The 20079-nt window shown below is 69.3% G+C and carries 25 protein-coding genes and 2 pseudogenes; 10 read left to right on the top strand and 17 right to left on the bottom strand.

Annotated features, from left to right (window positions below):
* Positions 1–8: 8 nt before the first annotated feature.
* From KBZ12_RS09835 to KBZ12_RS09825, 3 genes are read right to left on the bottom strand one after another with little or no spacing between them, the layout of a single operon-like run.
* Positions 9–1073, bottom strand: a complete 1065-nt coding sequence (locus KBZ12_RS09835; protein WP_254957764.1) for an oxygenase MpaB family protein — start codon at positions 1071–1073, stop codon at positions 9–11.
* Between the two features lie 8 nt (positions 1074–1081).
* The gene (locus KBZ12_RS09830) at positions 1082–1381 is read right to left on the bottom strand and encodes a DUF924 family protein (protein WP_254957763.1); all 300 of its coding nucleotides are present in this window, start codon (positions 1379–1381) and stop codon (positions 1082–1084) included.
* A 3-nt stretch (positions 1382–1384) separates the two neighbouring features.
* Positions 1385–1606, bottom strand: a complete 222-nt coding sequence (locus KBZ12_RS09825) for a hypothetical protein (protein WP_254957762.1) — start codon at positions 1604–1606, stop codon at positions 1385–1387.
* Between the two features lie 63 nt (positions 1607–1669).
* Here KBZ12_RS09825 and KBZ12_RS09820 point away from each other — a divergent pair, with 63 nt between their 5' ends.
* Positions 1670–2428, top strand: a complete 759-nt coding sequence (locus KBZ12_RS09820; RefSeq protein ID WP_254957761.1) for a type 1 glutamine amidotransferase — start codon at positions 1670–1672, stop codon at positions 2426–2428.
* On the opposite strand, the gene KBZ12_RS09815 is transcribed toward KBZ12_RS09820, so the two are convergent.
* Positions 2373–3548, bottom strand: a complete 1176-nt coding sequence (locus tag KBZ12_RS09815) for an anthranilate phosphoribosyltransferase (RefSeq protein WP_254957760.1) — start codon at positions 3546–3548, stop codon at positions 2373–2375. The genes KBZ12_RS09820 and KBZ12_RS09815 overlap by 56 nt on opposite strands.
* Positions 3549–3588: 40 nt before the next feature.
* On the opposite strand from KBZ12_RS09815, the gene KBZ12_RS09810 reads away from it, so the two are divergent.
* Genes KBZ12_RS09810 through KBZ12_RS09795 form a run of 4 tightly spaced genes read left to right on the top strand, consistent with a single transcriptional unit; the run spans position 3589 to position 6806 of the window.
* Positions 3589–4224 carry a CbiX/SirB N-terminal domain-containing protein gene (locus tag KBZ12_RS09810; protein WP_254957759.1) on the top strand — a complete coding sequence of 212 codons (636 nt, stop codon included), beginning with the start codon at positions 3589–3591 and terminating at the stop codon, positions 4222–4224.
* A 7-nt stretch (positions 4225–4231) separates the two neighbouring features.
* Complete coding sequence (gene cobA / locus KBZ12_RS09805; RefSeq protein ID WP_254957758.1) at positions 4232–5041, top strand: uroporphyrinogen-III C-methyltransferase; 810 nt, start codon at positions 4232–4234, stop codon at positions 5039–5041.
* Positions 5042–5062: 21 nt separating this feature from the next.
* Positions 5063–5578 (top strand): cyclic pyranopterin monophosphate synthase MoaC, encoded by a 516-nt coding sequence (moaC, locus tag KBZ12_RS09800; protein WP_254957757.1) that lies wholly within the window; start codon positions 5063–5065, stop codon positions 5576–5578.
* Entirely contained in the window at positions 5571–6806 is a 1236-nt protein-coding gene (locus KBZ12_RS09795) for a molybdopterin molybdotransferase MoeA (RefSeq protein WP_254957756.1), read from the top strand. Before moaC ends, KBZ12_RS09795 begins: the two co-directional genes overlap by 8 nt.
* Position 6807: 1 nt before the next feature.
* Here the strand turns inward: KBZ12_RS09795 and KBZ12_RS09790 are convergent, their stop codons facing one another.
* From KBZ12_RS09790 to KBZ12_RS09755, 8 genes are all read right to left on the bottom strand, one after another.
* Entirely contained in the window at positions 6808–7377 is a 570-nt protein-coding gene (locus KBZ12_RS09790) for a pyridoxamine 5'-phosphate oxidase family protein (RefSeq protein ID WP_254957755.1), read from the bottom strand.
* Between the two features lie 20 nt (positions 7378–7397).
* Entirely contained in the window at positions 7398–7859 is a 462-nt protein-coding gene (locus KBZ12_RS09785; protein WP_254957754.1) for a molybdenum cofactor biosynthesis protein MoaE, read from the bottom strand.
* Positions 7860–7862: 3 nt separating this feature from the next.
* Complete coding sequence (moaD, locus tag KBZ12_RS09780) at positions 7863–8150, bottom strand: molybdopterin converting factor subunit 1 (protein WP_254957753.1); 288 nt, start codon at positions 8148–8150, stop codon at positions 7863–7865.
* A 93-nt stretch (positions 8151–8243) separates the two neighbouring features.
* The gene (locus KBZ12_RS09775) at positions 8244–11141 is read right to left on the bottom strand and encodes a diguanylate cyclase (protein ID WP_254957752.1); all 2898 of its coding nucleotides are present in this window, start codon (positions 11139–11141) and stop codon (positions 8244–8246) included.
* Positions 11142–11520: 379 nt separating this feature from the next.
* The gene (locus KBZ12_RS09770; RefSeq protein WP_254957751.1) at positions 11521–12348 is read right to left on the bottom strand and encodes an MOSC domain-containing protein; all 828 of its coding nucleotides are present in this window, start codon (positions 12346–12348) and stop codon (positions 11521–11523) included.
* An 89-nt stretch (positions 12349–12437) separates the two neighbouring features.
* Positions 12438–12602 (bottom strand): hypothetical protein, encoded by a 165-nt coding sequence (locus KBZ12_RS09765; protein ID WP_254957747.1) that lies wholly within the window; start codon positions 12600–12602, stop codon positions 12438–12440.
* 4 nt (positions 12603–12606) lie between these two features.
* The gene (locus tag KBZ12_RS09760; protein ID WP_254957745.1) at positions 12607–13272 is read right to left on the bottom strand and encodes a hypothetical protein; all 666 of its coding nucleotides are present in this window, start codon (positions 13270–13272) and stop codon (positions 12607–12609) included.
* Positions 13273–13493: 221 nt separating this feature from the next.
* Positions 13494–13913, bottom strand: coding sequence for an NUDIX domain-containing protein (locus tag KBZ12_RS09755; RefSeq protein ID WP_254957744.1), 420 nt, complete (start codon positions 13911–13913; stop codon positions 13494–13496).
* Positions 13914–13967: 54 nt separating this feature from the next.
* On the opposite strand from KBZ12_RS09755, the gene KBZ12_RS09750 reads away from it, so the two are divergent.
* Genes KBZ12_RS09750 through KBZ12_RS09740 form a run of 3 tightly spaced genes read left to right on the top strand, consistent with a single transcriptional unit; the run spans position 13968 to position 15371 of the window.
* Complete coding sequence (locus KBZ12_RS09750; protein ID WP_254957742.1) at positions 13968–14690, top strand: GGDEF domain-containing protein; 723 nt, start codon at positions 13968–13970, stop codon at positions 14688–14690.
* A 46-nt stretch (positions 14691–14736) separates the two neighbouring features.
* Entirely contained in the window at positions 14737–14973 is a 237-nt protein-coding gene (locus KBZ12_RS09745) for an AbrB/MazE/SpoVT family DNA-binding domain-containing protein (protein ID WP_254957741.1), read from the top strand.
* Entirely contained in the window at positions 14973–15371 is a 399-nt protein-coding gene (locus KBZ12_RS09740) for a type II toxin-antitoxin system VapC family toxin (RefSeq protein WP_254957740.1), read from the top strand. Before KBZ12_RS09745 ends, KBZ12_RS09740 begins: the two co-directional genes overlap by 1 nt.
* Positions 15372–15551: 180 nt before the next feature.
* On the opposite strand, the pseudogene KBZ12_RS18515 reads toward KBZ12_RS09740, so the two are convergent.
* Both KBZ12_RS18515 and KBZ12_RS18510 read right to left on the bottom strand, forming a co-directional pair.
* Positions 15552–15800: pseudogene (locus KBZ12_RS18515) on the bottom strand (glutamine synthetase); the annotation flags it as partial.
* Positions 15773–16033, bottom strand: coding sequence for a hypothetical protein (locus tag KBZ12_RS18510; protein WP_254957739.1), 261 nt, complete (start codon positions 16031–16033; stop codon positions 15773–15775). The gene KBZ12_RS18510 and the pseudogene KBZ12_RS18515, both read right to left, overlap by 28 nt.
* A gap of 27 nt (positions 16034–16060) precedes the next feature.
* On the opposite strand from KBZ12_RS18510, the gene KBZ12_RS09725 reads away from it, so the two are divergent.
* Positions 16061–16723, top strand: coding sequence for a cysteine hydrolase family protein (locus KBZ12_RS09725; RefSeq protein ID WP_396100972.1), 663 nt, complete (start codon positions 16061–16063; stop codon positions 16721–16723).
* Here KBZ12_RS09725 and KBZ12_RS09720 read toward each other — a convergent pair.
* From KBZ12_RS09720 to KBZ12_RS09710, 3 genes are all read right to left on the bottom strand, one after another.
* The gene (locus tag KBZ12_RS09720; protein ID WP_254957738.1) at positions 16699–17004 is read right to left on the bottom strand and encodes a hypothetical protein; all 306 of its coding nucleotides are present in this window, start codon (positions 17002–17004) and stop codon (positions 16699–16701) included. The two genes, KBZ12_RS09725 and KBZ12_RS09720, sit on opposite strands and share 25 nt — an antisense overlap.
* A gap of 196 nt (positions 17005–17200) precedes the next feature.
* The gene (locus KBZ12_RS18505; RefSeq protein WP_254957737.1) at positions 17201–17911 is read right to left on the bottom strand and encodes a response regulator transcription factor; all 711 of its coding nucleotides are present in this window, start codon (positions 17909–17911) and stop codon (positions 17201–17203) included.
* Between the two features lie 61 nt (positions 17912–17972).
* Positions 17973–19133, bottom strand: coding sequence for a Fic family protein (locus KBZ12_RS09710; protein WP_254957736.1), 1161 nt, complete (start codon positions 19131–19133; stop codon positions 17973–17975).
* 820 nt (positions 19134–19953) lie between these two features.
* Here KBZ12_RS09710 and KBZ12_RS09705 point away from each other — a divergent pair.
* A pseudogene (locus KBZ12_RS09705) lies at positions 19954–20079 on the top strand (transposase); the annotation flags it as partial.

Raw genomic sequence — 20079 nt, 5'->3', positions numbered from 1 at the left:
GGAGCGGGTCAGGAGGCGATCACCCGTTCCAGCAGGGCCTGGAGCTCCTCCAGTTCGTGGCGGCTCAGCAGCCAGTCGCCCTGCTGATCCTTGGTGACGCGGGCCTCGATGATCCAGCCGTCCTCCGTACGCGCGACGGCGAAGTGGGGGGACTGGAAGGGGGCGACCATGGGCTGGCGGGAATGGAGCGGTACCTCCTGCTTAGCCAGATCCGCCAGCAGCGGCGGTGGGCCCAGCTGCTCGAGCCGGAACGTGGCGCCGTAGCTGGGGGTGGGCTGCTGGGAGTAAAAGCGTGCGGCGGCCGGCCGGCCCAGGCGGCGTCGACCGCTGGCCACCAGGGCGGCGGCCCGGCTGCGGGTCCGCAGGGCCTGCAGCACCAGCCTCTGCAGCCAGTCGGGCGGGGTGCTCCAGCCCAGGGCGTCGCAGGTCTGGCGGTCCAGCAGCCCCAGCAGCCCTCGGCGCAGGGCGGGGTGCAGGGGGGCGGGCCAGTCGGCCAGGAGCATGGCCAGGGTGGCGTCGGCGATGCGCCGGTTGGTGGCCGCCGGTGCGAAGACCTCCCGCTCCACCCGCTCGTTCAGGGCCAGCAGGTCCGCCAGGGTGTCCGGCAGCGTTGCGATCCCCATCCGCGCGCCCACCCCGCGCCAGAACAGGAACAGGTGCTCCTGCTCCAGGGGCGTCAGGGGCCGCCAGCCGTAGCGGGCCAGCCAGCGGATCGGCTCGGCCACGAAGGTGGAGAGCACGTAGAGGAAATCGTCGTTGCCGATCGCGTAGTGGCCGTGGATCCGGTTCATGCGCGCGATCACCGCCGCTCCTGCCGGGCTATCCAGGCCATGGCGCAGCAGTTCGGCCACCATCAGGCCCGTGTCGTCGTAGCGCTTGCGGGGCCGGTGCTCGAACTCGCCGGTGCGGGCCAGCAGCCCGGAGATGGAGGGCACGCAGAAGGTCTTGAGCAGGGCCAGCTCCAGGGCCCGGGTGAGGTCCCAGGGGAACAGCTCCCCCGCCAGCCGGTGGGCGGTGGCTTCGGCGGCCCGCAAGGTGGCGTCGGCGTCGGCAGGGTCGGTGGGGGAGCGCATCGGGGGACTCAGAAGCGGGAGCCGGCCTCCAGGGCCCGCAGGGTGAGGGCCTGGGCCTGGCCATCGCCGGCAAAGGCGCGGGCCTGGTCGCGCCAGATCTGACGGGGGAACTGGTCGAGCTCCAAAACAAGGGCAAGGGCTTCCGGGGCGCTCCCGCCCCAGGCCTCCAGACCGCCGGCCAGGGCCTGGTCGGTGAGCGCAGCGAACCGCTCCCGCACCGCCCTGTCGCCCTCGGCTCCGGGCCTGAACCAGGCGGCGGCGGGGGTCTCCTCGAACCAGAAGCGCAGCACCTCCTCCGGGATCGGCATGGGTCAGGCGAGGAAACGGTTCAGAACAAAGGGAAGCACCATCAGCGTCAGCGCCACGATCAGCAGCGCGGTCACGTTGCTGAGGCCGTAGGGGATCACCATCAGCAGCACCCCACAGCCCAGGGCCACCGCATGGGCCTGTTTCTTCCCATAGAAGGCGTAACCCAGGCCGATCGACCCGATCACCAGCGCCAACACCTGGCCGAGGCTCGGATCGCTGCGCATGGATCCTGGCCCGGAGCGGCGGACGCCCCCATGCTGGGGCTCCCATCGCCGTCCTGCCCACCGATGACCCACCTGGTGGTGCTCCAGCACCTGGAGCGGGAAGGACCGGGCCGCTTCGCCGAGGAGGCCCACCGCCGTGGCTGGACGGTGACGGTGTGCCGGCCCGACCGGGGGGAGCCGATGCCCCGGCTCGGCCCCGACCAGGCCCTGCTGGTGCTGGGCGGACCGATGGGGGTGGGCGACATCGGCTCGCAGGCCTTCCCCTGGCTGGCGGCGGAGGTGGCCCTGCTGCGGGAATGCCTGGAGTGCGAGCGCCCGGTGATCGGCCTGTGCCTGGGGGCCCAGCTGCTGGCCTTCGCCGCCGGGGGCCAGGTGGTGCCGCTGACGACGGGGGACCCGTCGGTGCGCGCCTATGAAGTGGGCTGGGGGCCGGTGGCCTGGACCCGGCCGCAGGGGCAGGAACCGGTGCTGGCCGGGCTCGACGATGCCCTGCCGGCGTTGCACTGGCATGGGGACAGGATCCAGCTGCCGGCCGCGGCCACCCTGCTGGGGTCCACGCCCCTCTGCGCCGAGCAGCTGTTCCGCATCGGCCACCACGCCCACGGGCTCCAGTTCCACGCGGAGGTGACGGACGCCGCCCTGGAGGTCTGGCTCGACGAGGACGGTGACTACGTGCGCCAGGCCCTCGGACCCGACGGGGTGGAGCAGTTGCGGGCCGGCCAGGCCCGCTGGGGTGAGGAAGGGGAGCGCCAGGGGCGCCGGCTGATCAACAACCTGCTGGATCGGGCCAGTGCCCTGCTGGGGGGGTATCCCCTGCTGTGAGGGCCAGTCCGTCAGCCAGCTCGCCGGCCAGCTGGCGGCGGCGGTCCTCCACCTCCCCATCCTCCAGCAGCCGCTCCGCCAGGGTCAGCCCCGCCTGGAGGCTCTCGCTGATCCCGGCGCGCCAGAGCAGAAAGCCACCGTTCCAGATCAGCCCCGCCACCAGGGGCCCCGAGGCGGCCAGGGCGTCCCGGGCCTGGCCATGCCACTGGGCCACGCTCTCCAGCGGCACCTCGGGCGCCCCCAGGCCGTGGTCGCGGGCCCGCAGGATCAGCCGCTCCGACTCTCCCCCTGCCTCCGCCTGCCGGTGGGAGGCGATCGCCACCCGGTTGGTGGGCAGCTCCGCGCCCCCCTCCATCCCCTTGATCAGCAGCAGCTCGTCCTGGCCGGTGGCGGCAAGGGCCAGGCGGGCCAGCCGCTCGGTGGGGGCGTGGACGAAGCCGCTGACCTGTAGGTGGGGGCCGTCGTGGCAGCTCCACAGCAGTTCGAGGGTGGCGATCGGCGGGCGCTTGCCGATCTGCTCCCGCACCGGCACCAGCCGCTCGGCCGCCGGGAAGTGGGCCGGCTGGTGCAGCAGGGCCAGCCCCTCCTGGGCGAAGTGGCGGTTCACCGCGCCCCAGGGAAGGTCGCGGCGGTCGAGGTCGAGGGCGGCCAGGGCTTCGGCCGTGGTGAAGCCGTACTTCACCGGCATCGGTCCGCCGCCGTGCAGCACCACCCCGACGCCCGCCGTCACCAGCAGCAGGGCCACCAGGGGCAGCAGCGGGGCGGAACGGCTGCGGCCGTCGAAGGGCACCCCGAAGCTGAGCACCCGGCGCGGCGTCGCCGCCAGCCGGGGTCCCCGCCGTCGGTAGCTGTCCAGCAGGCCGGCCAGCTCCTGGGGCTCCGGGCGACGCAGGCGATGGGCGATCAGGAAGGCGCCGGCCTGGGCGTCGCTGCAGCGACCGTCGAGCAGCAGATCGAGGGCTTCGCCGGCCTCGGTCCGGCTCAGGGCCCGGCCGCTGCGTTCGCCGCTGCCCAGGGCGGCGATCAGCTCGCGGAAACGGCGGCGGTAGGCCCCCAGGGCGTCGCCATGCTGCTGACGCCGCTGCGGCGTCCAGGCCTCACGGGAGCTCGGCGTCGACATGCGCGGCGGCCTCCATAGGGTGATCCCTAGGGTGAGGGACATGCGCCGGATCATCGCAAGCCCCCTCCTGCTGGTGGTGCATGGCCGTGCCGGTGGGGTGATTCCCTCCGAATGGCAGGACCTGGCCAGGGAGCTGGAAGGGGGCCGCGGGGCGCCCGTGGCCCTGGAGGCCCTCACCGCAGGGGAACCCCCGGCCCTGCCGGCCGGCAGCGCCGCGGCCCCCCTCCTGTTGGTGCCCCTGTTTCTTCTGCCCGGCAGCCATGTTCGCCTGGACGTGCCGCAGATCGCGGCGCGATGCCGTCGTCGCGGGCCGCTGCGGCGCCTGCCCTTCCTGGGCTCCTGGCCCGCCTGGCAGGGCGCCCTGGCCGACGAGCTGGCAGCCCTGAAGGGCCAGGCGGAGGTGGGGCCCTGGCTGCTGCATCACCCCCTGGAGGGGCCCCTGGGGGCGGCCTTCCTGGCCCACCTGGAGGCCGTCACCGGTGGCCGTTGCCGCGCCACTCCATACAGTGCCCCCAATGCCGAGGACGCTCCGCTGCCCCTGCCTGGCCCTGCCCTGCCCCTGGCCCTGGCGGCCAACCGGCTCACCGACGCCCTGCCGTCGCCGCTCGGCGTGCCGCTGCTGCAGCGGCCCCGGTTCCGGGCCGTGGTGCTGGAGGCCTTGATGGCGTTGCCATGACGGAGCCATGACGGACGAGACCCTGGCCCCCACGGCGAACGACGGCCCCGGGACGGTGTATCTGGTGGGGGCCGGCCCCGGAGATCCCGAACTGCTCACCCTGCGGGCCCACCGGCTGCTGCAGCAGTGCGACGCCCTCGTCTACGACTCCCTGGTGCCCACCGCCCTGCTGGATCTGGTGCCCCAGGGGTGCGAGCGCCATTTCGTGGGCAAGCGCCGCGGCCACCACTCGGTGCCCCAGCCCAGCACCAACGCCGTGCTGCGCGAACTGGCCGGCCGCCGCCGCCTGATCGTGCGCCTCAAGGGCGGCGATCCGTTCCTGTTCGGCCGCGGCGGTGAAGAGGCGGCGCACCTGGCCGCCCATGGCATTCCGGTGCAGGTGGTGCCGGGGGTCACGGCCGGCATCGCCGCTCCCGCCTACGCCGGCATTCCCGTCACCCACCGGCGGGCGGGTTCGAGCGTCACCTTCGTGACGGGCCACGAGGAGATCGACAAGCGCCGCCCCGGCGTCGACTGGCGCGGCCTGGCCCGCAGCAGCGACGGCCTGGTGATCTACATGGGCCTGCACAACCTGCGCCACATCGCCGCGGAGCTGATCGCGGGGGGCCTGGCCCCCAGCACGCCCGCCGCCGTCATCCAGCAGGGCACCGTGCGGGGCCAGCGGCAGCTGGTGGCCACCCTGGCGGTGCTGGCCGACCGGGTGGAGGCCGAGGCGTTCGCCTCACCGTCGATCGTGGTGGTGGGGGCGGTGGTGGAGGAGCGGGTGCCCTCCTGCGCGCCCTCGCCGGCCGATGTGGCGATGCCGATACCCTTCTGAGGCCGCCGATTCCGCTCCGGCATGAGCCAGCCCGGCCTCTCCCACCTCAACGCCGCCGGCCAGGTGCACATGGTGGAGGTGGGCGACCGGCCCGCCAGCGACCGCCGTGCCGTGGCCGAGGGCCACATCACCATGGCGCCCGAGGTGCTGGCCCTGGTGCTGGAGGGTCGGGCGGCCAAGGGCGACGTGCTGGCGGTGGCCCGGGTGGCGGCGATCCAGGGCGCCAAGCGCACCTGGGAGCTGATTCCCCTGTGCCATCCGATCGCCCTCACGGGCCTGGAGGTGCGGATCGAGCCCAGCGCCGACGGCAGCGGCCTGCGGCTGCAGGCCAGCGCCCGCACCAACGGCGCTACCGGCGTGGAGATGGAGGCGCTGACGGCGGTGCAGGTGGGCCTGCTCACCCTTTACGACATGGTCAAGTCGGCCGATCCGGCGATGACCATCGGGCCGGTGCGGCTGCTGCGCAAGGAAGGGGGGCGCCGGGGCCCCTGGGTGCATCCCGCTGTCCCAGGCCCGGCAGGGGACAGCGATGGCTGAACCGTTCCCCCGCGAAGGCCTGCCCCTGGAGGAGGCGCGGAGCCGGGTGCTGGCGGCGATCACCCCGTTGACGGGCCGTGAGCGGCTGCCCCTGGGGCAGTGCCTGGGCCGGGTGAGTGCCGAGCCGGTGCGGGCCGCCGAGGCGGTGCCGGGTTTCCGGGCGTCGATCATGGATGGCTACGCCATCGCCGAAGCCGGCGCCCCCGGCCCGGGGCGCCGCTGGCGCCTGGTGGGACGCTCCGCCCCCGGGGCCCCCTACGGCACGGTGCTGGCGGAGGGGGAAGCGATCCGCGTCCTCACCGGCGCCCCCCTGCCTGAGGGGGCGCAGCGGGTGCTGCCCCAGGAGCTGGTGCGTCCCGAGGCCGACAGCCTGCTGCTCACCGGCGAGGCGGGCGCCAACCCCTGGATCCGCGCCCCCGAGGAGGAGGCCGCCGCCGGCGACGAGTTGCTGCCGGCCGGTGTGCGCCTGGGCCCGGCCGCCCTGGGGCGGCTGGCCAGCTGCGGTGTGGCGGCACTGCTGGTGAGCGCCCAGCCGCGGGTGGGGTTGCTGATCAGCGGCGATGAGCTGGTGGCGGCCGGAGCGGCGCGGGGGCCGGGCCAGATCTGGGAGAGCAACGGCACCCTGCTGCGGGCCCTGCTGGAGCGGCTGGGCTACGGGGTGAGCGAGCAGCGGGTGGTGGCCGATGATCCGGCCTCCCTGCGCCGGGCGCTGCTGGAGCTGGCCAGCGGCTGCGACGTGGTGGTCAGCACCGGCGGGGTGTCGGCCGGCGACAGCGACTGGATCCGGCCCCTGCTGGCCGAGCTGGGGACGGTGGGCTTCTGGAAGCTGTTCCTCAAGCCGGGCCGGCCCTTCGCCTTCGGCCGGCTGGGGACGCGGCCCTTCTTCGGCCTGCCCGGCAATCCGGTGGCCGCGGCGATCACGGCCCTGCAGCTGCTCTGGCCGGCCCTGCAACGCCTGGAAGGGGGCGAGGTGGTGCTGTTGCCGCGGCTCAAGGTGCGTCTGGGGTCGCCGCTGAAACGGGCCGCCGGCCGGCCCGAACTGGCCCGGGCCCGGTTGCAGGTGGATGGCGACGGCGCCCTGCTGGCGCTGGTGGAGGGCAGCCAGGCCTCCTCCCGCATCGGCTCGCTGCAGGGGGCCGACCTGCTGCTGGAGATCCCCGCCGAGAGGGGCGCCCTGGAGGCTGGTGAGGAACTGTGGGCCCAGCTGCTGCGGCTGCCCCTGCTCTGAGTCAGGCCGCCCCGTCGCCGCTGGGCCGGGGGGCGGGGATCGGGGCGGGGAGGCCGTCGATGCTGCGGCGGTTCTTGCGCTGCCAGTAGCGCTCCAGACCTTCGCTCCCCTTGCGGCGGGCCCAGCTGTCGAGGGCGGTGCGGTCGCCCTTATAGGCGTATCTGGGCACGGCCATGCCGCAGGAGGTCTGGACCTTGTCGATGGCCAGTTCGAAGATCTGGCGGGCGCCGGCCAGGGGCTTGAACAGGCCGTAGAGCGCTTCCCAGTCGTCTTCGCCGCACTGGATGGTGCGGGCGGTGCCGTAGAGCCGCAGGATCTGGGGCGGGCCCTCGAAGGCGCAGAACATCAGGGTCATGCGCGGGCACAGCTGCACATGGGCAGCGGTTTCATTGCCGCTGCCGGTGAGGTTGAGCCAGACCACCCGCTGCCCATCGAGCACCCGCAGGGCATCCCGTCCCTTGGGGGACACGTTCACCGTGCTGTCCGCCGTGGCGGTGCCGACAAAGAACAGCTTCTGGGCGGCGATGAAGGCGATCTGGTCGGCGGTGAGGGCGCTGCAGGACTGGCCCATGGGATGGGGGGGTGAGAGGTTCAGAGGGGGGTGTTGCCGGCCACCCAGGTGCCGCTGCCGCCGCTCCACTCCCGTTTCCAGAAGGGTGCGTGGTGCTTGAGATCCTCCAGCAGCTCCTGCACGCAGCGCAGCGCCGGGCCGCGGCGGTCGGCCTGGACGGCCACCAGCACGATCGCCTCCCCCGGTGCGATCCGCCCCACCCGATGCGCCACAAGCACCGCTCCCGCGCCATGGCGCGCCGCGCAGGCCCCGGCGAGGGCCCGCAGCTGGGCCTCGCTCATGCCGGGGTAATGCTCCAGTTCCAGGGCCTCCAGGGGCTCGCCGCTGGCGGTGGTGGGCCGCACGCGGCCGATGAAGTGGCTTTCGGCGGCCGTACCGGCTGCGCCAAGGCTCCGCTGCCAGGCGGCCAGCAGCTCCAGCGGCTCGAAGGGTGCCTCCAGGAGCTGCACCACGATCGGGTGTTTCGGGCTGGGGGTCGGCATCGCTCAGCCTCCGGTGATCGGGGGCAGGAAGGCCACCTCGTCGCCGGGGCGCAGGGGGGTGTCGGCGGTGGCGAAGGCCTGGTTGATGGCGACGCGGATGGTCGGCGGGAGGTCGACGGCGGTGGAGCCGGGAGGGGCGGCCTCCAGGGCCAGCTGCCGCCAGAGATCCGCCGCACTGGCGCTGCCGGTGTCGAGGCGAATCTCCCGCTCGCCCCAGCCGGCCTGCTCCCGCAGGGCGGCGAACAGACGCACGCGAACCTGGTTGTCGGGGGGAGCGGCCTGGTGGCCCATGGGGTCTCCCGTCGCTGGTTCTTCAGCATGGCCGCGGGGGCAGCGGTGAAGGCGGCCAGGAGCCCCCTGAGACAGCAACGACGGCGTTGCCCCTCAGGGGGAGTGGCCGACCTCGCTGAGCAGGGACTGGCAGACCACCCGATTACGGCCGCGGTTCTTGGCTTCGTAAAGGCAGTCGTCAGCCAGCTGCAGAAGCCTGTCGGCGTCGCACTCGGCCATGGAGAGGGGATCCCACACGGCGATGCCGATGCTGACGGTGACGACGTTGCCCGTGGCGGCTTCAGGGTGATAGATGCCCTTGTCAAGGATCGACTGACGTAGCTTCTCGCACAGGTGCAAGGAAGACTCGGCATCTGTATTGGGCAGGATGATCACGAATTCCTCCCCGCCCAGCCGGGCCACGAAGTCGCTTTTCCTTCGCAGACAGGTCCTGAGGGCATCGGCGATCTCCTTGAGGCATCGGTCGCCATAGGCGTGGCCCAGCACATCATTGACCACTTTGAACTGGTCGATATCGATCATGGCCAGGGACAGGTGCGCCTGGGAGGTTTTCGACGCCGAGACATTGCTTTTCAGGAAGGAGTCGAAGCTGCGGCGATTGGCGAGGTGTGTGAGGGGATCCAGCATCGCCAGACGCTTCGAGCGCTCGCTCTCAAAGACATAGAACAGCAGGCTAAGAAGGCTGCTCATGGCCTCGATACGTTGCAACTCGTGGTCACTGAATACATTGCCGTCACGAAGGGCAATCGTGAGGACCGGGATCGAAATGCCTCGGGAGTCCAGCCGGATGCCCAAGTAGTCGCTGCAGCCCATTTCCTTCAAGGATTCCAGAAACGGAAAGGCGACGTCCTTTGTTGAGTTCAGTTGTTGCCGAAATAGCTTGCTTCGCGTGGCGATGAAATGCAGCGGACTGCATAGGTGCTCTTCCTGTTCCAGAAAGTCACGCTCCATCCGCAGGGTGTCGACCAGGCCTGGCTTGGAGTTGAGCCAGACATACTGACTGCAATCAACGTCATCTTGATCGGGGAGAAAGGCCAGGGAAAACCGGTGGATCTCCAGGCCCCAGGACTTCAGTTCGTTGACGAAGAGAAGCACGAACTCCTCAAAACTGCGCAGTCTTGACCAGTTGTCGATAATATAGCGCTCCAGAGGAATTCTTTTCCCGGAGGCTTTGATCTCGTCGCTGAGGACGGAAGCCTGCAGTCGTGATGTGGCGTGGATCGTGTCCAGGGTTTGTAGCAGGGAGTCGCGATCTGCCCACTCCGAAGATCGGATGAAGGGTTCCATCTCTGCCAGAGTGATGGGAGGCGAGATGAGGACGCCCTGCAAGGCATCGGCTCCCAGCCGGATGACGGCGGTCAGTTCATTGTGATTTTCGACGCCTTCGCAGACAACGGTTTTCCCGAGCGCATGGACCGTATCGATGAAGGAGCCAACATAGCGCTGCAATCTGAAGGAACGATCAATCCCCTTGATCAGATCAATATCAAGTTTGATCGCGTCATACCAGGCTTCGCTGATGCGTTTGTAATTTGAAAGTCCAGATCCAAAGTCATCGATGAAGATCCTGAAGCCTAATTCCCGTATCAGCCGTTCTGACGCCGTTGTCACGCCCTCCGAACCCGCCAGGATGTCAGTCGCAGCCATCTCGGTGATCTCAATACAGAAGATGGTGCTGTCGATGGCATACTGCTTGAAGAGACTGATCAGTTGATTCAGCCGTTGGTCGGTGGACACGGAATCGGAGCTGATATTGATCGCGATGTATTCGATACGCTGACGAAGAAACTCCGATTGAATGAGCTGCTGCTGAACTTCTGCCAGCCTGCTAATGACAAGGGCGTCGATGTTGTGGGTGATGCCGATGTCGTGGGCGAGCTGGATGACCTTGCCCGTGCCGAGCTTGTTCAGTGCTGGAGGACGAAACCGAATCAGCAACTCGAGGCCGAAATGACCAGGGTTGGACAGCTGAAGAATGGGTTGAAAGCGCAACTCGAGATCACTGGCTTTCAAGCCGGTGAGTTGGCTTCTGATCTCGCCCCTGTCCTTGACCAGCAGGTCATCGCCGCTCTTCACCAGCCTGTAGGATCGCCTGTCTTCGGCCGCCAGCATCTCTCCGCAGGCTTGCATCTCCAGTAGGGATTTGGGTGGCGCATCCAGCGGGAACTGCTGGCCGGTAATGATGACATCATCCCAGGCCAGAACGGAATGACTAGAAATCTGAATTGAACCGCAGACAATGCCGAGAAGTCGCGCCACAATGGCTTCACAGTCGTCGATGTCGGCGATGGGGATTCCCCCCGAATCGCGAACAAGCAGGGCGATCTTGGATTTTGAGATGTGATAAAAGTCGAAGCCAGCTTGCAAGGCCCAACCTTTTTCAATGGCACGACAAGCCTTGATCAGAATGTTATTGATCTCCACTTCGCTGAGATAGCCCCGTTGCCGCTCCAGATAGCGAAAGTCAATTGTGACCAGGAAGCCAACGTCACCGGGGTCCGCCTGTGTGCTCTGCGCTGAATCCTCCAGATCCTTCAGCAAGGCATAGTGCGACAGAAACGACGTTTTGCCGTCTTGGCGGCCGGCCGCGACCACGTTGGGACCCTTCCTTCTGTTCCGGCTGTCACGGCAGACGATGAGGGTGCCCAGCCCGACTCCTGCGAGCCCGAGGATCAGGGCAAGGGAGTGGGCGCCATCCCTCTGCGATGGCGTCGCCGGCTTCGCGCGATCCGTGCTGGCGGCAAGCACCGCCGCCAGAGTCGCTGGCGGGCAGGGGCGTGCAGGATCCTTCAGGGAGGCGAGACCGGGCGGTCTGGGTGTGCCGGCGGCCGGACCCGGCCGGTAGCCAGCGACACTGGGCTCCGCGGCCCCACAATGCCGGGTGCCGACTGGATCACTGAGACGATGGAGTTCGTGGGAGCTGCGTTGTTCCAGCACAGCCGTGACGATCAGAAATGAGGCGCCCGAAAGCAGCGCTCCACTGATGAGCATGAATGGACGGCTTGTACGCATGCTGCTTTCTCCGTCATCACCTTACTCAACGGTCCCGGGCGGCCCGACGGGCGATTCACTCAACGGCCAAGGTCCCGATTCTTCCGTGATTCGGGGATGCGGGAGGGTTGTGGCTGTCGGATCGGCCAAACCCGTTCCGGTTGGATTTCACCCGTCATCTTCCCTTTGTCCGATACTTTGACGTTCACAGGATTGCTTCCATCCTCCAGCATTTCGTACGTCCCTTGTTCAGCCCAAGGGCGCCGCATCCATCAGGAGGTCATTGGTTCTACCGGCACAGCATGGCTTGATCGTTCGCCATCTCCGAGGCCCTGCTGGGGGAGGGCTTGGCCGGCGTCGACCCATGGGCCGCTGCCGCTCAAGGCAACAGCCGCACCGGATCGCCCACGGCCACCGGGCCGGGGGTCACCACGCTGAGGCGGAGGCCGGCCACCACGCCGTTGTGGCGGGCGGTGGCCCGCAGGATCTCCAGGTCTTCGCTGAGGCCGCCCTGGGCCAGGGTGGTGACCACGCAGCGGGGGCAGCCGCCGTCGACCCGCAGCACCAGCTGCCCGCCGATCTGCAGACAGAGGCCGCTCCAGGCCCCTTCCACGAAGCCTTCGGCCCCCTCCGGCGTGCGGATCAGCAGGTTGGGGCGGAACCGTTCCACGGCGAAATCGCACTGGGGTTCGAGCTGCCGCAGCCGCTCCAGGGTGGCGGTGGTGATGGCGTGGATGGGGCAGGCATCGAAGAAGGTGCCCGCGGGTAAGTCCAGCGCGTTGGTTTCGTCCTGGAAGGCGCGGCCTTCCACCGGGGGCCAGTACTGGTCGAGGCTGGCGCCGTCCGGAGGGGTGTCCAGCAGGCTCACCCGGCGCCCGAACACTTCGCTGAAGAAGGCGCCGACATCGGCGTCATCGCTGCAGAGCTCGTTGGACCCATCCCCCTGCCGCGGGCCGATCAGCACCGGAGGCAGGGGCGCCGATGGTCCGGGTTCCTCCCGGAAGCGGGCGCGGTAGTCGAGCAGATCCCTCCAGAGGCGGGGGTTCTTGGCGCTGGCCACCCGGCCGCTGGTGTGGTCCCACAGGGCGTAGGCCCGATCGCCCCGGATGCCGCGGGCTTCCACGTCCAGCTGCTGGGGCGAGTCCCCGAGCATCGATTTGACCGGGTAACGCCACAGCGTCTGCACCGTCCCCACCAGCTCCTGCACGCCCGAGACCCGTTGTTGCCGGCCACTCTGCGGGGCGGGGCGGGCCAGCTCCGGTAGCAGGACCTACCGTCCGCCCAGGGTTCCTGAGCTCAGGGGCTCCCGAAGAAGCCGCGGGAGTTGAGCCAGAGGCTCAGCACTAGCAGCGGCAGCAGGAACCCCGCCAGGATCTGCAGGCGCTGGCGCAGGCCGCCGCTCTCCTCAGTGAGCCTGGACTTGCCGGGCTGTGGGGGCTGGCGGCGGGATCGCGGTGGCATGGCCTCAGTTCCTCACCAGCGCCTGTTCGAGCGATAGACGATCCCGGAGCTCACCAGGCAGGTGGCTCCAGTGGCGGGAGATCAGGTCGGCCCGCTCCCAGTCCTCGAACCCGAGGGCATCGAGCAGATGAACCACGAGCCGCTCGAATTCGGGCGGGGTCAGCTGCATCAGCTGTTCCAGCACGATGCGGTGGGACTCCTTCCAGGTCGCCGGCGGGGCAGAGGCCACCCTGTCGTTCGGGCCGATCGCCCGGATGAATTCGGCCTCGTGCTCCACCATGAACACCGTCAGCAGCGACCGCATCCGGTTGTGGGCCGGGACGGTGAGGAGGGTGCGGATGGAATCCCGGAACAGGGTGGAGAACAGGTCCAGCCGGATGGGTTCGGTCGCCCAGGTGACGGGACGCCGATGGCGAAGGGGGCAGCCGTCGTCTCCGCTGGGGTCGTAATAGGGCGTGGCTTCGTCCACGACGCCGTGGATCAGAAGGTCGGTATTCGCCGACGGAATGATGACGTGATCGTTGGGCTGGATCTCAATCAGAAAGCGGTGGATCTCATTGACGTCATTGGAGAGCAGGATCTCCCTCCAGCCGATGCCGACGAAGCCGCCCCTGAGGAAATTGTCTGCATACATTCCGCCGCCCGCGCGGACGCACCAGACGTTGGTCATTGCTGCACCCCGGGGGGCCCCTGCCAGGCGCGGCTCATGGGAGGAAAGAGGGTCGGGAGGGCAGCCCTGGTGGGGCCATGGAGGGCCGGCTGCCATAACAGCCTCTGAGCGTGAGCTCCGGGCAATTGTCGCGAATCTTGCCGGGAAGTGCATCCGCATCCACCATGAGACGCAGGAGAGCCCTCTGATACTTCGGAGCTTAAGGCATCACTCACCAGTTCTTAGTTCTTTGACCCAAGCCGCCGCACGGCCCGCTCCAGGGAAGGTGCCAATCCGCGCCACTCCCGCCGTCGGGGGCTCCAGATCTGGCCGCTCCGCAGCGCCTCGAGGCCGGCCAGCACCATGTCCTGCCCTTCGTTCAGCTGCAGCGCTTCCAGGGGCACCGTGAGCGGGCCGCGGAAGTAGTAGGCGCTGAGCTGGGCGTCGTGGTGCTCGAACCAGAGCGACAGCGGCGGCGCCCCCCAGCCGATCTCCTCCTGCAGCTCCCGCAGGACCGCCTGCTCCGGCCGCTCCCCCGGATCGAGGTGGCCACCGAACAGGCCCCAGCAGCCCGGATGGACGATCCCCTCGATGTCGTCCCGCAGCTGCAGCAGCCAGCGGCCCTCCCGCTCCAGCATCCCCAGCGCCACCGCGAAGGTCATGGGCGGAGGGACGCCATTGAGCGAAGGGCCTGGGTGGGGGGAGTCTGGCTGGGGATGGGCGCGCTGGGAGGGCCGGGGGCCGGCCTTGCGGCGGCGGTGATGCTGGCTCTGGGGGTGTTTGCCTTCGAGGACGGGCTGCTTGTGGCGCTGGGCCAGCCGGGTGAACCGATCGGCTGGCGCAGCTGGCTGTGGGTGCTGCTGGATCTCTCCATCCCCGCCCAGGTCATCGCGGCGCTGGCCACCCTGCGTCAGCGCGACCGGCTGGAGGCCGAGCTGGTCGCCGCCGCCCACCGTGACCCGCTGACCGGCCTGCCCAACCGCACGGGCTTCACCGAGGCGGCCAGCGCGGCGCTCGCCGCCGTGGCGCGCGTCGGCCGGCCGGTGGTGGGCGCCATGCTCGACATCGACCACTTCAAGGCCATCAACGACGGCTGGGGCCACGCGGCGGGTGATGCGGTGCTGCGGGAGGTGGCCACGGCCATGCGTGGCGTGCTGCGCCCAGGCGACGTGCTGGCCCGCGTCGGCGGCGAGGAGTTCGCGCTGCTGCTGCTCGGCGTGGATACCGAGGCGGCCCAACATCTGCTCGAGCGGCTGCGGGCGGTGGCGGCGATGGTGCCCCACCCCGGAGCGCCGGAGCGGCGCGTCACCCTTTCGGCCGGCCTGGCGCCGGTGCAGGGGCTGGGTCTGGCCGCGCTGGAGAACGGCCTGCGCAGCGCCGACGGCGCCCTCTACGCCGCCAAGGCCGCCGGGCGGAACCGGGTGATGCTGGCGGGCTGACGGGTGTCAGTAAGATTCTTACCTGCTTCTGCGCGCGGGTACGTCCATGCGGATCACGTCCAAGGGCCAGGTGACGATCCCTCTGGACATCCGGCGCCAGTGCGGGCTTCTGCCCCACACCGAGGTGGTCTTCCGTGTCGAGGAGGGGCGCGTGCTGCTGGAGAAGGCCCCTGAGCAGCAGGAGCCCGGGGCCGAGGCGATCCAGCGGCTGCGCCAGGCGCGGCTGCGCACTCGCCTCAGCACCGATGAATTGCTCGCCCTCACCCGCGGAGATGCCGGCTGATGGTGCTGGTCGACTCCAACGTGATCCTGGACGTCGCCACGGACGATCCCCGCTGGAGTGGCTGGAGCGCCCATCAGCTTCATCACTGGTTGGATCGCGGACCGGTGGCGATCAACGCCATCGTGTATGGAGAGATTGCCTTTGCCTGCGAGACGATTGAGTCGGTGGATGCGCTGCTGCCTCCCCATCTGTTCGACTATCGGGCCCTGCCACGGGAGGCGGCTTTCCTGGCCGCCCGGGCCCATGCGGAGTACCGCAGCCGGGGCGGAGAGCGGCGCTCGATCCTGCCGGATTTCCTGATCGGCGCCCATGCGCTGGTGGAGCGCATGCCGTTGCTCACCAGGGATCAGCGCCGCTACCGGCAGGCGTTCCCGGGGTTGGATCTGATCATCCCCTGAGCGTCGCGACCACGACGGGGTTGTTGCCCCCTCAGCCGATCCCCCCCACCACCGGCCACCAGGCCGCCGCCGCCACCAGCTCCGCCTCACTGCAGCCCGCCACCGTCCCGGCGGGCAACCGGGCCGGATCGCCGCCCCCAGCAGCAGGTAGGGATTGGCGGCCAGGTCCGCCACCTTCAGCTCCAGGTGGGCCGGGGCGCCATCGGCTGCGGCGGGTACCAGCCGCAGGGCCGCTTCCCGGTTCTCCACCCCCCACACCTGGAACGGTGCCGACCAGGAACCCGGGGCCAGCCGCCGGTAGGACACCGCCAGCAGGGCCGCCAGCACCGCGGCGCCAGCGTCGCTGAGACCGGCCTCGCCGTCGCCGCCCTCCAGCAGCGCCGCCCCGTCGCGCCGCAGGCTCAGGTGCAGGTGGCCGCCGTTGCCCACCCGCTGCCGGGCTCCAGCGGCGCCAGGGCCGCCCCATCCGCCCGCAGGCGCAGGTCGCCGTCGGGCCGGGCCAGGCGATGGGCGGCAGCGATGGCGCCGTTGGCGTCGAAGGCATCGGCCAGGGGGACCACCTTCACCAGCGGCGCCCCGGCGTGGTTCACCCAGGTGATCGCCACCCAGCGGATCCCCTGGGCGGCCAGCGCCGCGGCCATGGGGGCGGGGGGAGAGGACACGGGCCCGGCAAGCATCTGCCGCCATGATTGGACGGATCGCCGCCGCCTGCATGCCGTCGTGCTCACCCGCGGAGGCTCCACCCGGGCGGCACCGCGCTGCTGCTGGTGGACCTGCAGCAGGGCACCTGCGGTGACGCCCAGCCCCGGCCGGATCCGGACTTCGATCGCCGCTTCCGCGCCACCACCCTGCCGAACGCCGAGCGGGTGCTGGCGGCGGCCCGCCGCGGCGCTCTGGAGGTGATCCACACCGTGATCGCCAACCTCACCGCCGACGGGCGCGACCGCAGCTTTGACGACAAGCGCTGCGGCATGGGCTTCCCGCCCGGCAGCCGCGCCGCCGAGGTGATCGCCGAGCTGGCGCCCCTGGCCGATGAGCTGGTGCTCCCCAAGAGCTCCTCCTCGCCCTTCAGCTCCACCAGCCTCGACGACCTGCTGCGCAACCTGGGCATCCGCACCCTGGTGGTGATCGGGCTGCTCACCGACCAGTGCATCGACCACACCGTGAAGGACGCCGCCGACCGCGGCTACCGGGTGGTGTGCATCCACGACGCCTGCCTGGCGGTGACCCCGGAGCGCCATGCCGCCGCCCTGGACTGCTTCGCCGGCTATGGCGAGCAGATCAGCAGCGGGGAGTTCGTGGCGGCTCTGAACGCAGCGCCCCGCTCTCAGGCGATCGGCTCCGGGTCGTAGTAGACGCCGGAGGCGTTGAACGTGGGCACGGTGGAGATGTACTCCGTCGTCAGGGTGGCGGGGTCGAAGGCAATGATCGTCCGGGTCCGGTCGAGCCACTGCACCCGGGCGGCGCCGGTGACCTTCAGGGTCGCCACCCAGGGGCCCACGACGTTGTCGTTGAGATCGAAGTCGCCATCATCGGGGTGACGCACGTACAGCTTGACGACGCCATGGGCCAGGACCCGGTCCGGGTCGCACAGCCAGTAGCCGGTGCGGCCGGCCAGGATGACCTCGCACACGCGGGAGTGCCCGGCCGCGGCGAAGCAGAGCTGGACGGCCATGGTGGGCGGATCGGCTGCTGAGGTCTTGCGGGGTGCGGGCGTCCCGGCTTGGCATCGGGAGGCCGCTCGGGCCACGCCCACGCCCCACCACCCTCTCCCGAAGCACCCTCGGCTCGCATCCCCAGAACGGGGGATTGCTTGCCGACCAGACGGTTCAGCCCGTGACCGCCGAGCGGCCCTCCAGCGCCGATTCCAGGCTGATCAGACCGGCGGCGATCGACTTGACGACGGCCTTGGTGCGGTTGTCGACCTGGAGCTTCTGGAAGATGTGCTTGATGTGGGTTTTGACCGTCTCAGGGCTGACCACCAGCTCCTGGCTGATCCGCTGGTCGGTCAGGCCCAGCATCAGGTGGTTCAGCACCACCCGCTCGCGATCGGTCAGCGGTTCGATCGGGGCCACGGGCGGCTGCTGCCGCAGCACCGCCGCCACCGGTTCGGGGTAGTAGATGCCGCCGCCGGCCACCACCCGCAGCGCCGGCATGAACAGGCCCGATTCGAAGCAGATGCCGTTGCAGCCACGGGCCAGGGCCTCCCGCACCAGGGTCTCGTTGGCGTCGTCGGCGACCAGCAGGGTCCAGATGGCGGGGTCCATCGCCTTCGTGCGCTCAACCAGGGAGAGCCCGGTGCCCTCCTGCAGCTTCTGGCTGACCACCAGCAGGGACGGCCGCTGCCGCTCCACCAGCCGGAAACCTTCCTCCTCGATCGTGGCGGCCCCCACCAGGCTCTTCTGGACCGGGGTGATGCACATGAAGGCCCCCAGCCATTTCATGTGCTCCAGGCAGGCGACCGTGGTGAGCCCGGCGAGGATCCCCTCCAGCTCCTCCAGCAGGGCGGGGATCCCCGGGATGAGATCCGTGAGGTCCACAGCTGGCGGAACAAGCGGCGTTCATGATCGCTTGGTCCGGGTGCGTCTGGGTCCGCCTGGCTCAGAGAGGATCGGCCCCTTCGCCGAGGATCGCCAGGTAGGCGTCGTAGGCGAACACCCGGTTGCGCCGACCTCCGGTGATTTCCCGGGCGATCCCCAGAGCCACCAGGCTCTCCAGCGCCTTGGCTGCCGTGGGGAAGCTCAACTGGGCCCGGGCCGCGAGCTGGGGAATCCCGATCAAGGGGCGTTGTCTCAGTGCTGCATAAACCTGCCGCACGCTGGTGCCCGATCGCCCCAGTCCCGTGAGCTTGGCTTCGTCGGCCCGGAACAGCTCCAGCAGCCGTTGGGCCGCGTTCACCGCGGCGGCAGCTGTGCTGTCGACGCCTTCCAGGACGAAGGTGACCCACGCCTCCCAGTCCCCATCGCGGCGCACCGCATCGAGGAGTTCGTAGTAGCGGCTGCGGTGCTGCTTGAAGAACAGGCTGAGGTAGAGGAGCGGCTGGCGCAGGATGCCGCCATCCACCAGCATCAGCACGATCAGCAGGCGCCCCAGACGGCCATTGCCATCCAGGAAGGGGTGAATCGTCTCGAACTGCACGTGGGCAAGGGCTGCCTTCACCAGGAGGGGCAGATCGTCCTCGGCATGGAGGAACCTCTCCAGCTCGGCCATGCAGCCTTCCACCTGTCCCGGAGGTGGTGGCACAAAGCGGGCATTGCCCGGCCGGGTCCCGCCGATCCAGTTCTGGCTGCGACGGAACTCCCCCGGCTGCCGATCGGCCCCCCGACCGCGGGCCAGCAGCACGGCGTGGATCTCCTTCAGCAAGCGGGACGAGAGGGGGAAACCGCTGGCGAGCCGGGCCAGGCCGTGATCAAGGGCCGCCACGTAGCTCGACACCTCCACCACATCGTCGAAGGGAATCCCGGGAGCCTCTTCAAGCTCGAACAACAGCAGATCTGACAGGGAAGACTGGGTTCCCTCGATCTGGGACGAGAGCAGGGCCTCCCGACGGACGTAGGCATACAGGAAGAGGTCTGGATCGGGCAGGAGGCTTGAAACGCCATCGAGACGCCCACAGGCGAGGAGGGCGCGATCCTTCAGGGCCAGCCCCAGCCGGCCAAGGTCGAGCGGGGGATGGGGTGGCAGCGGCTCCGGCACGAAGGCTCTGACGGCCTCTCCGGCGGTGCTGGTGATCTCGTAGTGGCCTGTGGTGTCCCGTTGCATCGCTGGAGACGCCCCAACCTTGAATAAGCGCCAGGACTATTCAAGCGAACCGGCACTTCCTTTAGCAAGCCTGTCTCGGAATGCCCGATGCCGATTTCGAACCAGCGACATCCTGCTTGTAAGGCAAAAGGTCAGGCAGCCCACTTCCCTTGCTGTGCAAGCAAACTGGCTGGTGACCGGTCAGGTCTAGCGCACTTTCTAGCGCAGATCTGATAAGGCATGGCCCTGCTTGGCAGCTCCAAGCCCTGCGTCACACGGGGTTTCGCGTGTGGTCGGCAGTTGATCGGGATTCCATCCCTGACCAGGTCTTCCAGCATCCGGCGACTGCCGCTTCAGGGATCGTCCAGACAAAGCAGGACAGGCCCAACAAGCAGCACGCCTTACCTGATGAAGCTGAGCAGAAGCCAGCCCAACGGACAACCGGCGGACTGGGGGGGCAGGATCCGGCACGTCCGAAAGGGCTGGGTAGTCAGGTCAGATACCCAAATCTGGCCCTTTCACGCATCGCCTCGACCTGGTCGTCGTCATCGTCACGGGTGTAGACCGCCGTTGAACGTTGCTGGACCGGCTTGGCTGGGGTGCCGACCAGACGTTGGACGAAAGCTGAATGCTCGTCGGCTTTTTTCGTATTGACGCTGCTGAGCTGGTTGGCGATGTCTTTGAGGCTGCTACCAGCAGGGCCTTCACGATAGATCGTTTCAGGTGCCGTAGAGAGACGGAGGTAGAGCGAAGCCTCTCTTGGCCCGATCTGGTGGGCAGCAAGAAAGGCCTGGTAGGCCAGCTTCTGAGGAAGAGCCTTGAGAGTGCGCAGTGCATCACCGTTCCCTGGGACGCCTTGATCGCTCTGATCGAGCCCTTTTACCCCAAGACCAGCAAGAAGGGCGGCAGGCCTCCCTATCCGCTGGCCACCATGCTGCGGGTTCATCTCCTGCAGCAGTGGTATTCG

Source organism: Cyanobium sp. Cruz CV13-4-11 (assembly GCF_024346055.1).
Classification (GTDB): Bacteria; Cyanobacteriota; Cyanobacteriia; order PCC-6307; family Cyanobiaceae; genus Cyanobium.
This window is presented reverse-complemented; position numbering and strand designations above follow the sequence as displayed.